Origin of the sequence: Streptomyces sindenensis, from assembly GCF_014649035.1 — a bacterium.
Classification (GTDB): Bacteria; Actinomycetota; Actinomycetes; order Streptomycetales; family Streptomycetaceae; genus Streptomyces; species Streptomyces sindenensis.
Genome location: NZ_BMSG01000006.1, coordinates 203,677 through 215,874 on the forward strand (window position 1 = coordinate 203,677; position 12,198 = coordinate 215,874).

A 12,198-nucleotide genomic window follows, 5' to 3' on the forward strand; every position below is an offset into this window, starting at 1 on the left:
CACTCGCATTACGGAAATTTCCCGCATCCGAGCCGGTACGGAATCGCAGAGAAAGCTCATCCATGGGTCTCACCAGCACAGCAGTCCTGGCGGTCGTGGCGGCGCTGGCTGTCGCGCTCTTCGCCGCCACGGTCGGACTCTGGCCGCGGCTGGCCCGGCCCGGTGCGGCCGCGGTGTCGGGCCGGGTCGGGCTGCTGCTGGCGACCCAGCTGACGCTGTTCGCCGCGGTGGGGCTGGCGGCCAACAACGCCTTCCTCTTCTACGGTTCCTGGGCCGATCTCTTCGGGCGGCACCAGGAGCTGGGCGTCGTCACCGACCACGTGGACGGGGAGGCGGGCGCGGCCGGCTCCCGGCGCATGGCGCGCGTGGGCACCCAGCACCCGGACGTGCCGGGCGGCCGGGTGCCCTCGGTCGGCGGGCGGATCGACAAGGTGGTGATCTCGGGGCGCAGGTCGGGCATCGAGTCCCCGGCGTACGTCTATCTGCCGCCGGAGTACTTCCGGGCGGCGCACGCCGGGCGGACGTTCCCGGCGGCCGTGGTCCTCACCGGCTACCCGGGCACGGCCGAGAACCTGCTGAAGGGGCTGCGCTACCCGCAGACCGCGCATGACCTGGTGAAGGCGGGGAAGGCCCGGCCGATGATCCTGGTGATGCTGCGGCCGACGGTCGCGCCGCCCCGGGACACCGAGTGCGTGGACGTCCCCGGCGGACCGCAGACCGAGACGTTCTTCGCGAAGGACCTCCCGGAGGCGATCTCGGGGTCCTACCGGGCCGGGAAGGAGGCCCGTGACTGGGGCATCATCGGCAACTCCACCGGCGGCTACTGCGCCTTGAAGATCGGGCTGCACCACCCGGACCGGTACGCGGCGAGCGCCGGGCTCTCCGCGTACTACAAGGCCGCCGAGGACCCGACGACGGGCGATCTGTTCCACGGGAGGCAGGAGCTGCGCGACCGGGCCGATCTGCTGTGGACCCTGGAGAACCGGCCGCCGTCCGGGGGGTCGTTCCTGGTGACGACGTCCCGGCAGGGCGAGGACAACCTCGGGAGCACGATGAAGTTCATCGGGAAGGTGAAGGCGCCTGCGAAGGTGTCCTCGATCGTGCTCGACAGCGGCGGGCACAACTTCACGACCTGGCGGCGGGAGATCCCGCCCGCCCTCCAGTGGCTGAGCGCCCGGCTCGGCGAGGGCTGAGCCGGGGCGGCCATCCCGTCGCGTCCTACGCGGTCGCCACCGTCTCCACCGCGACCTCCGCGCGCGGTACGTCCTGGGCGTCGGCGTCGATCGAGCGGCGCAGGGCTTCGTGCAGCCGGGCCGGGGTCAGCACGCCGAGGAAGCGGCCCTCGCTCTCCTTGTCGACGACCGCGATCCAGCCCGCGTCGTGCTGGAGCATGGTGGCGAACGCCTGCTTGAGGGGTGCGCCGAGCGGCAGCCAGGCCTCCATCCGGCGGGCGTGTTCGCGGACGGTTCCCTTGGCCGTGGCGTCGGCGGTCGCGTCGGCGGTCGCGTCGGCGGGGATCCAGCCGTGCAGGTTGTCCCGGCCGTCCAGGACGACCGCCCAGCGCGCGCCCTCGGACCTGAGCCGTTCGGTGGCGGTCACCAGCGGATCGTCGAGGTGGACGACCGGCGGCTGGTCGAGGTCGCCCTCCTCGATGGGCGTCACGGAGAGCCGCTTCAGGCCGCGGTCCGCACCGACGAAGTCGGCCACGTACGGGGTGGCGGGGGCGCCGAGCACGGTGGCGGGGGAGTCGAACTGCTCGATGCGGCCCTGCCCGTACACGGCGATGCGGTCGCCGAGGCGGACGGCCTCCTCGATGTCGTGTGTGACGAACAGCACGGTCTTGCGGACCTGGGCCTGGAGTTTCAGGAATTCGTTCTGGAGGCGTTCGCGGACGACCGGGTCGACCGCCCCGAAAGGCTCGTCCATCAGGAGAACGGGCGGATCGGCGGCCAATGCGCGGGCCACGCCGACGCGTTGGCGCTGGCCGCCGGAAAGCTGTTCCGGATAGCGGTCACCATAAACGGACGGGTCGAGTCCGACGAGGTCCAGGAGTTCGGCAGCGCGTTCGCGTCCTTTTCCGCGCTTCCAGCCCAGCAGATGGGGAACGGTCGCCGTGTTCTCCAGCACCGTCTTGTGCGGGAAGAGACCCACCTGCTGGATCACATAGCCGATACGACGGCGCAGTTGGACGGGGTCGATGGTGGATATGTCGTCCCCGTCGAGGAATATCCCGCCCTCGGTCGGTTCGATCAGCCGGTTCACCATCTTCATGGTGGTCGTCTTGCCGCATCCGGAAGGTCCGACGAGCGTGACCAGTTCACCCTCGGCGACCTCGAAGGAAAGGTCGTCGACGGCGGTGGTGCCATCGGCGTACCGCTTGGTGACGTGCTCGAAACGGATCATGGTTCCCCATTGTGGAGGGCGTTCGGTGAAGGGCATGTTGCCGGAATGCGACACCCCTCCGCGATTGTCAGTGGTCGAGGATAGGCTCGTCAGTCATCAGTTCGATCCGGGGAGATCCCGGGCAGACGAGGGAAAGCGGGAGGTGGGGGGCGGATGGCCGAGCAGAGTTGCCTGGTGACGAACGACTGGATCTGCGGGGAGTATCTGCGCTCCCGCAGCCAGGAGTTGACCGACGCGACCGTGCAGCACATCGGGATCACGGTGGTCTCGGTGCTGATCGGGCTCGCGGTGGCCTTTCCGCTGGCGTTGCTCGCCCGCCGGGGCCCGCGCTTCGCCGCACCGGTGCTCGGGCTGACGACCGTGCTCTACACCGTGCCCTCGCTGGCGATGTTCTCGCTGCTGCTGCCCCTGTTCGGGCTGTCGGCCGCGCTGGTGGTGACGGGCTTGGTGCTCTATTCGCTGACCATCCTCGTGCGCAACATCCTGGCCGGGCTCGCGGCGGTGCCGCAGGAGGCCAGGGACGCCGCCCGCGGCATGGGGTACGGGCCGGTCCGGCTGCTGTGGGAGGTGGAGCTCCCGCTGGCGCTGCCCGCGGTGATGGCGGGGCTGCGGATAGCCACCGTGTCGACGGTCGCGCTGACCACGGTCGGCTCGCTCGTGGGCAAGGGGGGCCTCGGCAATCTCATCGAGGACGCGCTGCCCAGCTTCTTCAAGGCCCAGGTGCTCGCCGCATCGGTCCTGTGCGTGCTGCTCGCGGTGGTGGCGGACCTGCTGCTGCTCGGCCTCCAGCGGCTGCTGACGCCCTGGACCCGCATATCCGGGGCCGCGGGGGCCGCCCCGGCGAAGACGGACGCGGGACCGCCCGCCCCGGCGACCGTGGAGGTGGGCTGACCCGTGGGAGTCATCGGCGACGCCTGGACCTGGCTGACCACCGGGTCCAACTGGTCGGGCGACGGCGGAGCCGCGCACCGGCTCGGCGAGCATCTGTACGTGAGCGGGGTCGCCCTCGCGGTGGCCTGCGCGATCGCCCTGCCGATCGCCCTGTATCTGGGGCACATCGGCAAGGGCGGCGCGCTCGCGGTGAACCTCTCCAACGTGGGGCGGGCCGTCCCGGTCTTCGCGGTGCTGGCCCTGTTCATGGTCACGTCCCTGCGCAACTCGGGGTACTGGCCCACGATCATCGCGCTGGTCCTGTTCGCGGTGCCGCCGCTGCTGACCAACGCCTATGTCGGCATGCGGGAGGTGGACCGGGCCGTCGTGGAGGCCGCGCGCGGCATGGGGATGTCGGGCGGGCAGCTCTTCCTTCGGGTCGAGCTGCCGCTCGCCCACCCGATGATCATGGCCGGGCTGCGGTCCGCCGCCGTCCAGGTCGTGGCCACCGCGTCGATCGCCGCCATGGTCGGCCTCGGCGGTCTCGGCCGGATCATCACCGCCGGGTTCAACACCTACGACACCGCCCAGGTCTTCGCGGGCGCGGTCCTGGTCGCCGGTCTCGCCCTGGTGGTGGAGGGCGTGCTGGTGGGCCTCGACCGGCTGCTGTCCCCGCTGCGCCGCCGCAGGCCCGCGTGAGCGCACATCACCTCGTTCCGGCTCAGCTCGTTCCGCATCACCTCGTTTCAGATCACCTTTCTTCTGGTCACTTTCCTTCTGTTCGGACGGAGAACAACACATGAGCAGGACCTCGCGGATAGCCGGAGCGGTCATCGGCATGGTGGCGCTGGCCGGGTCGCTCGCGGCCTGCGGTGGCGACAGCCTGGAGCAGGAGAAGAGCGGCTCCGGCTCCTCGGCCGGCGGCGACGGCAAGAAGGGGTCCCTGGTCGTCGGGTCGGCCTCCTTCACCGAGTCCAAGGTGCTCGCCGAGCTGTACGCCCAGGTCCTCGGCGACGCCGGGTACAGCACCTCGATCACCACGGTGAAGAACCGCGAGCTGTACGAGCCGTCGCTGGAGAAGGGCGAGATCGACGTCGTACCGGAGTACGCGGCCACGCTCGCCGAGTTCCTCAACGCCAAGGTCAACGGGGCCGACAAGGCCCAGGCCGAGCCCGTGGCCTCCGGTGACGTCGAAGCCACGGTCTCCGCGCTGAAGCGGCTCGCCGAGCCGCTGGGTCTCACGGTCCTCCCGGCAGGGAAGGCCGTGGACCAGAACGCCTTCGCGGTGTCGAAGGAATTCGCCGAGAAGAACAGCCTCAAGACGCTTTCCGATCTGGGGAAGTCGAAGCTGAAGGTGAAGATCGCGGCGGGTGACGAGTGCGAGGTGCGGCCGTTCTGCGCACCCGGTCTGAAGAAGACGTACGGCATCGACGTCACCGGGATCGACCCCAAGGGCGTCGGCACCCCGGTGTCCAAGCAGGCCGTCCGGGACGGCAAGGTCCAGCTGGTTCTGACGACCACCACGGACGCGGTGCTGGACGGGCTGGTGTTCCTGGAGGACGACAAGAAGCTCCAGAACGCCGACAACGTGCTGCCGGTCCTGAATACCGAGGACGCGGGCGACCCGGAGATCGCCGACGCGCTGGGCGAGCTCACCGCCGCGCTCACCACGGAGGATCTCGCCGAGCTGAACCGGAAGGTCGACGCGGAGCGGGCCAAGCCGGCCGATGTGGCCAAGGAGTATCTGGAGTCGAAGGATCTGATCAAGAAGTAGTTCTTGATCAATAGGTAAAGGGCCGTGGAGAGGGCTTCCGGGGGGCCGCGAGGTAACCGGCGGGGAACAGATTCCCGGGCGGCTCCCCAAGTGGCCCGCACACACGGTAAATTTCAGGCCATGCCACGTGGACGCCACCGCCATTCGCCGCCTCTCCACAGAATCCTGCCGCCCTCCGTGGTGGCGGGCGTGTCGGTCGTCGGCGCCGCCGGCGCCTGGCTGCTGGCCGAACCCCTGGCCCTGCGCGGCCTGGTGGCCGCCGTGGCGGCCGCCGCCGTCACCGGTGCGTATCTGATGCGCAGCTGGGACCGGGCCGCGGGGCTGCGGGTCGCCGAGCTGACCCGGGCCCGGGCCAGTGACGAATGGCGGGCCGAGGAGCGGATAGCCGAGCTGGAGCAGGACCTGGAGGAGTCGCGCGAGCTGCGCACCCGGCTGGAGACCAAGCTCCGGCGCAAGCGGGTGGAGCTCGCGGGACTGCGCGGGGAGCACGCCGGACTGCTCCGCCGTTACGCCAACGCCGAGACCGAGCGGGCCAGTGCGCTGGAGGGCCGCAGGCAGCTCGCCATCGAGGCCGCGGCCCCCAAGGAGCTGCTGCCCGCGCGGTCCACGCCGACCCCCGAGTCGTACCGGCGCGCGGACGAGGCCCTGATGAACCTCACGCGGAACGCGGCGCTCCAGGAGACCCGCCGCACGGTGGAGGCGGTCCGGCAGCGCCAGCTCGCCCTCGCCGAGCGGCACCGGGATGCGGAGGCGGAGAGCCCGGAGGGGAAGCAGACGGCGGCCACCGGGGCGGGCGAGCACCGGGACGACCAGCACGGCCGCCCCTCGACCACCCCGCCCGCCCCGGACACGAACGCGCAGCAGTCCGCACAGAGCACCGCCCCGGCCACGGACGAGCAGCACACGGCCAAGAGCGACGCGCAGCACACGGACAGGAGCTCGGCGCAGAGCGCCGCCCCGGCCTCCATCGCGCCGGTGCGGGCGCCGCGAGCGATCGCCGCCGCCTCGGCCGTCGTCCCGTACGCCGCCCGCCGCCAGCTGGTCCCCCAGGGGAACTTCGACTTCTTCGGCACCCAGAACGACCAGAAGACCAAGGCCGCGATCGAGTCCGTGCAGAACGAGGACCTCGCGGACGTCGTCGGCGAGGAGGCGCTCGCCGCCCACCGCACGGCGGTCGTCGACAGCCGGGCCGTCGGCAAGGTCATCGACCTCACCGCGCACGACGAGACCGAGCAGATCGACGTGGCCCGACTGCGCGGCGCGGTCTCCTGACGCGGGACCGCCCCGCCCGGCCCGCTACTTGTCGATGTCGCCGACGACGAAGAACAGCGAGCCCAGGATCGCCACCATGTCGGCGACCAGGGTGCCCGGCAGCAGCTCGGTGAGCGCCTGGATGTTGTTGAACGAGGCCGAGCGCAGCTTCAGCCGGTAGGGCGTCTTCTCGCCCTTGGACACCAGGTAGTAGCCGTTCACGCCGAGCGGATTCTCCGTCCAGGCGTAGGTGTGGCCCTCGGGGGCCTTGAGCACCTTGGGCAGCCGCTGGTTGATCGGCCCCGGCGCCAGGCCGGCCATACGGTCCAGGCAGGCGTCCGCCAGGTCCAGGGAGTTGAGGGTCTGCTCCAGCAGGCACTCGAAGCGGGCCAGGCAGTCGCCCTCGGACCGGGTCACCACCTTCAGGGTGTCCCGCAGCTCCCCGTACGCCAGATAGGGCTCGTCGCGCCGCAGGTCGAAGTCGACGCCCGAGGCGCGGGCGATCGGCCCCGACACCCCGTACGCGTGCACCGCTTCGGCGGACAGCACGCCCACGTCGCGCGTACGGCCCCGGAAGATCTCGTTGCCGAGGACGAGGTCCTCGTACACGTCCATCCGGGAGCGGACGGAGGCGACGGCGTCCCGGACCCGGCCGGTCCAGCCCGCCGGGATGTCCTCCTTGAGGCCCCCGACCCGGTTGAACATGTAGTGCATCCGCCCGCCGGAGACCTCCTCCATCACCGCCTGGAGCTCCTCGCGCTCCCGGAACGCGTGGAAGACCGGGGTGATGCCGCCGAGTTCGAGGGGGTAGGAGCCGAGGAACATCAGATGGTTGAGGACCCGGTTCAACTCGGCGAGCAGCGTCCGCGTCCACACGGCGCGCTCGGGGACCTCCATGCCGAGCATCCGCTCGACGGCCATCACGACGCCCAGCTCGTTCGAGAACGCGGACAGCCAGTCGTGACGGTTGGCCAGCATGACGATCTGCCGGTAGTCGCGGGCCTCGAAGAGCTTCTCCGCGCCCCGGTGCATATAGCCGATGACCGGCTCCGCGTGCTGGACGCGCTCGCCGTCCAGCACGATCCGCAGCCGGAGGACCCCGTGCGTCGAGGGGTGCTGGGGACCGATGTTGAGCACCATGTCGGTGCTCTCCGCCGCTCCGCCGATGCCGATCGTCGTCTCCGTCATGCGGGACAGTATTCCCTGCGGCGGCTGTGTTCCCTGCGGCCCCTGCGCCGGGGCGGTCACCCGGGTTCCGGCAGCCCCACCCGGTGCAGCAGCCAGCCGAAGTCGCCGAGGCCGCCGCGCGCGGTCAGCTCCGCCGCCTCGCCCGCCGCCGCCAGCGCGGTGACGTACCCCGCCGGGTCGGTGGTGGCCAGGCTCAGCGGCGGCCGGTCGCCGCCGACGCCGAGCCTGCGCAGCGCCGCCCGCTGGTCGGTCAGCTCGGTGCGCACGTCCGCCCCCGCCTCCGTGACCGCCGCCGCGCAGGCGTCCAGCGCCACATGCGCGGTCACGTCGCAGGAGCCGTCCGGCACCGGGCGCACCTCGCGCCCGCCCCGGAAGCCCGTCAGCGTCCCGAAGGGCGGGCGGGCGTCCCGCCCGTGCGCGTAGTCCACCGCCACCGCGAGACCGGCGGTCAGGGAGCCCACCGCCCCGGCCCAGCCGGCGTCCCGGGGGCGGCCGATCTCCGCCCGCTCGCCCGGCGCGGACAGCGGCCACCAGCGCTCCAGCCACGCGGCGTCCGCCCCGGTCACCGGAGCGCCCAGGCGCTCCGCACCGTCCGAGGTCCGCACCTCGACGTACCGGGGAACGCCCTCCGCGTCCGCCTCCGCCACCTCCACCGGTACGTTGTCCAGCCACTCGTTGGCGAACAGCAGCCCGGTGACCCCGGCCGGCGGTTCGGCGCACCACTCGATCCGGGTATCCAGCCCCGGCGGCCGGGCGGCGACCTCGACGGCGTACGGGGCCACGTCCGGTCCCTCCGGCCCTGCGTCCAGCGCTTCCAGCACTCCGGTCAACAGCTCGCCGCGCCCCGCCCCCACATCGACCAGCGCGACCGTCCCGGTGTTCAGCTCCCGTGCGATTCCGGTCAGCAGCCGGGCCACCGCCCCGGCGAAGAGCGGCGAGGCGTGCACCGAGGTACGGAAGTGGCCCGCGGGCCCCTTCGGGCTCCGCACCGGGCTGCGATAAAAGCCCTCATCCCCGTACAGAGCGGCCTGAGCCGCCTCCCGCCAACCGCGCCATTCGTCCGTCACGTAGGCAAGTCTCCACCTTGGGGAGTACGGTCCCAGGACCCGGATCGACCCTCCGGTTGACCCGGTCACCGATCCCCTGTCCCTACGCTTGGTCAAGTGCAGCGCCTCTACGACTTCATCCGCAGACACCCGACGGGCGTCGACGTCTTCTGGGCCGTCTTCCTCCTCGGGCTCTCCGGCATGTCGATGGTCTCGGGCATGTACGACGCCGGGCGCGAGGAGATCGTCGCGGTCCCGGTCGCGCTGGGGTTCTCCACCGTCGTGGCGCTGCGCCGCAAGGCCCCGGAGAAGATGCTGCTGCTCGCCATCCTGGTGGGCGTCGTGCAGCTGGTGTTCGACGTCCGGCCGGGCATCGGGAACTTCGCGATGCTGGTGATCACGTACACCGTGGCCACGGTCGGCGAGCGCTGGGCGTCCCGGCTCGCCCTGATCTGCAGTCTGAGCGCGGCGGCTCTGTCCCAGCTGCGGTGGGAGGCGGAGCCCGGCGGGTCCTGGGCCCAGGTGATCTTCGTGACGGTCATCATGACCGTGCCGTTCGTGCTGGCCTGGGTGCTCGGGGACTCGCTGCGGACCCGGCGCGCCTATTTCGACCAGCTGGAGGAGCGTGCCGCCCGCCTGGAGCGGGAACGCGAGGCGCAGTCCAAGGTCGCGGTCGCCGCCGAGCGGGCCCGGATCGCCCGGGAGCTGCACGACGTCGTGGCGCACAACGTGTCCGTGATGGTCGTCCAGGCCGACGGTGCCGCCTATGTCATGGACGCCGCCCCCGACCAGGCCAAGCAGGCCCTGGAGACCATCTCCAGCACCGGCCGCCAGGCGCTCGCGGAGATGCGGCGGCTGCTCGGCGTGCTGCGGACCGGTGACGCCCCGGAGAGCGGGGAGTACGTCCCCCAGCCCGACGTCGAACAGATCGAGGACCTGGTCGCGCAGGTGCGGCAGACCGGCCTGGAGGTCGATTTCAAGGTCGAGGGCACCCCGCGTCCGCTGCCCAGCGGCGTGGAGCTGACCGCGTACCGGGTGGTGCAGGAGGCCCTGACGAACACCCGCAAGCACGGCGGGCCCGACGCCGGGGCCAGCGTCCGGCTGGTGTACTTCGACGACGGTCTCGGGCTGCTGATCGAGGACGACGGCCGGGGCGCGGCGCACGAACTGTACGAGGACGGCGGCGCGGACGGCGCCGGACACGGGATGATCGGGATGCGGGAGCGGGTCGGCATGGTGGGAGGCACCCTGGACGCGGGGCCCCGCCCCGGCGGCGGTTTCCGCATCAGCGCCCTGCTGCCGCTGAAGCCCTCGGGCTGACCGGCCCCACGGCTTGCCGGCCCCGACCACGCAGACCGGCCGGACGACGACCCCGGCCCGACCGCGACCCCGGCGACCGACCGACCAAGACCCCGACGCCCGACCCGACCCCGACGTCCGACCCGACCCCGACGTCCGACCCGACCCCGACGTCCGACCGATCGACCGACCTCAGGACAGGACTCGTTCCCATGACCATGGCCATCCGCGTGATGCTCGTCGACGACCAGGTGCTGCTGCGGACCGGCTTCCGGATGGTGCTCGCCGCCCAGCCCGACATGGAGGTCGTCGCCGAGGCCGGTGACGGGGCCGAGGCGATCGAGATGCTGCGGTCCACCGCCGTCGACGTGGTTCTGATGGACGTCCGCATGCCCCGGCTGGACGGCGTCGAGGCGACCCGCCGGATCTGCGCGCAGCAGAACCCGCCGAAGGTGCTCATCCTGACCACCTTCGACCTCGACGAGTACGCCTTCTCCGGGCTGAAGGCGGGGGCCAGCGGCTTCATGCTCAAGGACGTGCCGCCCGCCGAGCTGCTCGCCGCGATCCGTTCGGTGCACAGCGGCGACGCGGTCGTCGCCCCGTCCACCACCCGCCGGCTGCTCGACCGCTTCTCGCCGATGCTGCCCAGCGGCGAGAAGGAGCCGAAGAACAAGCACGTCGGCAAGCTCACCGAACGCGAACGGGAAGTCATGCTCCTGGTCGCCCAGGGCCTCTCCAACGGGGAGATCGCGGCCCGGCTCGTACTCTCCGAGGCCACGGTGAAGACGCACGTGGGCCGCATCCTCACCAAGCTGAACCTCCGCGACCGGGTCCAGGTCGTCGTCCTCGCCTACGAGACCGGTCTGGTCAGGGCCGGCGGCGGCGCGGGCTGAGCTGGCGGGGAGGGCGGGGGCTCAGCGCAGGACGCCCTCCAGGAAGTCGCTGCCGAGCCGGGCGACGACCGTCAGGTCCAGCTGGTGCAGGACATAGCGGCCCCGGCGGCGCGTGGTGACCAGGCCCGCCTTCTTGAGCACCGAGAGATGCCGCGAGACCTCGGGCGCGGTGATGCTGTGCGATTCGGCCAGTTCGCCCGTGGTGTACGGGGAGCGGGCGAGGTTGCGGCACAGCCGCATCCGCATCGGGTGGGCCAGGGCCTCCATCCGGCGCTGGAGCTGTTCCACGGAGGCGGGCGACGGCAGGTCGGGCAGCCGGACCGGGTAGTGGATCACGGGGCGCCAGTGGTGGGCGTGCAGCACGGTCAGGTGCGGCCAGCCGAAGCTGGTGGGGACGAGGGTGAGGCCGAGGCCGGCCTCCGGGGCGACGGCCGTGGTCCGGCCCTCGGTCAGCTTGTCGATGGTGATCCGCTCCGCGGCCTCGTCCACGGTCACGGCCGAGGAGACGGCACCGATCGCGTCGGCGAGCCCCTTGCGCCGCAGCAACTCCGTCTTGTGCCGGGCGTCGGCGACCAGCTGGACGGAGACCCGCCGCCAGGTGTCGGCGAAGAACGCCTGGTCGCAGTCCTCCAGGAGCCGCCTGATCCATCCGCGTACGGAGACGGGGTCGGCCAGCAGCCGCTTGGTGAACTCCACCTGGCGCGGTCCGCGTGCCGTCGCCATGTCCAGGGCCCGGGCCCGCATGGCCGGGTCCGTCAGCGGGGACCGGGCCTCCGCCCCGTACAGGCTGGAGCAGGTGAACTCGGTGGCCGCGGCGACGAACCGCTCGTCGTCGAGCCGGTCCAGGATGTCCAGGTCCTCCGCGAGGGTCGCCCCGGTCCTGCCGTCGCCGCCGGGGATGCCGGAGAACGGCAGGAAGATGTCGGCGAAGGTGTTCTGCCAGAGGAACTCCGCCTCCAGCAGCCGGTCCGCGAGGTCGGGCTCCAGGGCCGCGGCGGTCGCGGTGGTCCAGCCGTGCAGCCCCGGATGGTGGCCGGGCTCGGAGAGCGCATGCAGGGCGAGGCCCAGCTCGGCCAGGGGAGAGGTCGCGAATACGACGCGGTCGGCGGGGAGTCCCGCGATGTCTATGTGCACGCTCACCCCTCCATAGTGGGGGTACGGTCCCGGGCCGACGTTCCGATTGACGGGGGCCGTCAATCAACGCGCGGGCCCGCCACGAGCCGCGCAGGCTGAAAAGCATGGACGCCATCCAGCAGCACCTGCTCGACACCTACCGCGCGGCCCAGCGGTCGGAGCCCGCGCCGCCGCCCCCGGGCCGCCACGACCGCACGGTCCTGCGCGACCTGTACAGACACTGGCTCACGCACCCCCCGACTTGCCGCACCGGCGCTTCCACCCCGTCCTGCCCTCCCACCCCGTCCGGCGTCTGAGGACGGAACCCCGGGGTCCAGGGGCCCGCACGGAACACGGCCCC

At 71.8% G+C, this 12,198-nt stretch carries 12 protein-coding genes; 8 read left to right on the forward strand and 4 right to left on the reverse strand.

All coding sequences use genetic code 11. The annotated features are described in order from the left end of the window. The first annotated feature begins 62 nt into the window (after positions 1 to 62). Positions 63 to 1,193 carry an alpha/beta hydrolase gene (locus IE145_RS10485; RefSeq protein ID WP_189520636.1) on the forward strand — a complete coding sequence of 377 codons (1,131 nt, stop codon included), beginning with the start codon at positions 63 to 65 and terminating at the stop codon, positions 1,191 to 1,193. Between the two features lie 25 nt (positions 1,194 to 1,218). On the opposite strand, the gene IE145_RS10490 is transcribed toward IE145_RS10485, so the two are convergent. Continuing rightward, the gene (locus IE145_RS10490; protein WP_189520637.1) at positions 1,219 to 2,403 is read right to left on the reverse strand and encodes an ABC transporter ATP-binding protein; all 1,185 of its coding nucleotides are present in this window, start codon (positions 2,401 to 2,403) and stop codon (positions 1,219 to 1,221) included. Positions 2,404 to 2,556: 153 nt separating this feature from the next. On the opposite strand from IE145_RS10490, the gene IE145_RS10495 reads away from it, so the two are divergent. From IE145_RS10495 to IE145_RS10510, 4 genes are all read left to right on the forward strand, one after another. Then, the gene (locus IE145_RS10495) at positions 2,557 to 3,294 is read left to right on the forward strand and encodes an ABC transporter permease (RefSeq protein WP_189520638.1); all 738 of its coding nucleotides are present in this window, start codon (positions 2,557 to 2,559) and stop codon (positions 3,292 to 3,294) included. A gap of 3 nt (positions 3,295 to 3,297) precedes the next feature. Further along, the gene (locus tag IE145_RS10500) at positions 3,298 to 3,972 is read left to right on the forward strand and encodes an ABC transporter permease (RefSeq protein ID WP_189520639.1); all 675 of its coding nucleotides are present in this window, start codon (positions 3,298 to 3,300) and stop codon (positions 3,970 to 3,972) included. Positions 3,973 to 4,072: 100 nt separating this feature from the next. Continuing rightward, on the forward strand, positions 4,073 to 5,047 hold the full coding sequence (locus IE145_RS10505) for an ABC transporter substrate-binding protein (protein ID WP_189520640.1): 975 nt from the start codon (positions 4,073 to 4,075) through the stop codon (positions 5,045 to 5,047). 120 nt (positions 5,048 to 5,167) lie between these two features. After that, the gene (locus IE145_RS10510; protein WP_189520641.1) at positions 5,168 to 6,319 is read left to right on the forward strand and encodes a hypothetical protein; all 1,152 of its coding nucleotides are present in this window, start codon (positions 5,168 to 5,170) and stop codon (positions 6,317 to 6,319) included. Between the two features lie 24 nt (positions 6,320 to 6,343). Here the strand turns inward: IE145_RS10510 and IE145_RS10515 are convergent, their stop codons facing one another. Both IE145_RS10515 and IE145_RS10520 read right to left on the reverse strand, forming a co-directional pair. Continuing rightward, positions 6,344 to 7,486: an NADH-quinone oxidoreductase subunit D gene (locus IE145_RS10515; RefSeq protein WP_189520642.1), complete on the reverse strand. Its 1,143-nt coding sequence runs from the start codon at positions 7,484 to 7,486 to the stop codon at positions 6,344 to 6,346. Positions 7,487 to 7,542: 56 nt separating this feature from the next. Next, complete coding sequence (locus IE145_RS10520; protein ID WP_189520643.1) at positions 7,543 to 8,553, reverse strand: SAM-dependent methyltransferase; 1,011 nt, start codon at positions 8,551 to 8,553, stop codon at positions 7,543 to 7,545. Positions 8,554 to 8,649: 96 nt separating this feature from the next. On the opposite strand from IE145_RS10520, the gene IE145_RS10525 reads away from it, so the two are divergent. Continuing rightward, positions 8,650 to 9,852: a sensor histidine kinase gene (locus tag IE145_RS10525; protein ID WP_189520644.1), complete on the forward strand. Its 1,203-nt coding sequence runs from the start codon at positions 8,650 to 8,652 to the stop codon at positions 9,850 to 9,852. A gap of 197 nt (positions 9,853 to 10,049) precedes the next feature. Then, positions 10,050 to 10,724, forward strand: a complete 675-nt coding sequence (locus IE145_RS10530) for a response regulator transcription factor (RefSeq protein WP_093445390.1) — start codon at positions 10,050 to 10,052, stop codon at positions 10,722 to 10,724. Positions 10,725 to 10,745: 21 nt separating this feature from the next. Here IE145_RS10530 and IE145_RS10535 read toward each other — a convergent pair whose 3' ends face one another. Beyond that, positions 10,746 to 11,858: a DUF5937 family protein gene (locus IE145_RS10535; protein ID WP_189520689.1), complete on the reverse strand. Its 1,113-nt coding sequence runs from the start codon at positions 11,856 to 11,858 to the stop codon at positions 10,746 to 10,748. Between the two features lie 104 nt (positions 11,859 to 11,962). On the opposite strand from IE145_RS10535, the gene IE145_RS10540 reads away from it, so the two are divergent. Beyond that, entirely contained in the window at positions 11,963 to 12,154 is a 192-nt protein-coding gene (locus tag IE145_RS10540) for a hypothetical protein (protein WP_189520645.1), read from the forward strand. Positions 12,155 to 12,198 lie beyond the last annotated feature (44 nt).

Excerpts from the sequence above, each read along its gene's own strand:
- IE145_RS10490 (WP_189520637.1), bottom strand. The coding sequence starts at position 2,403 with ATGATCCGTTTCGAGCACGTCACCAAGCGGTACGCCGATGGCACCACC.
- IE145_RS10485 (WP_189520636.1), top strand. The coding sequence starts at position 63 with ATGGGTCTCACCAGCACAGCAGTCCTGGCGGTCGTGGCGGCGCTGGCT.
- IE145_RS10505 (WP_189520640.1), top strand. The coding sequence starts at position 4,073 with ATGAGCAGGACCTCGCGGATAGCCGGAGCGGTCATCGGCATGGTGGCG.
- IE145_RS10515 (WP_189520642.1), bottom strand. The coding sequence starts at position 7,486 with ATGACGGAGACGACGATCGGCATCGGCGGAGCGGCGGAGAGCACCGAC.
- IE145_RS10530 (WP_093445390.1), top strand. The coding sequence starts at position 10,050 with ATGGCCATCCGCGTGATGCTCGTCGACGACCAGGTGCTGCTGCGGACC.
- IE145_RS10510 (WP_189520641.1), top strand. The coding sequence starts at position 5,168 with ATGCCACGTGGACGCCACCGCCATTCGCCGCCTCTCCACAGAATCCTG.
- IE145_RS10495 (WP_189520638.1), top strand. The coding sequence starts at position 2,557 with ATGGCCGAGCAGAGTTGCCTGGTGACGAACGACTGGATCTGCGGGGAG.
- IE145_RS10540 (WP_189520645.1), top strand. The coding sequence starts at position 11,963 with ATGGACGCCATCCAGCAGCACCTGCTCGACACCTACCGCGCGGCCCAG.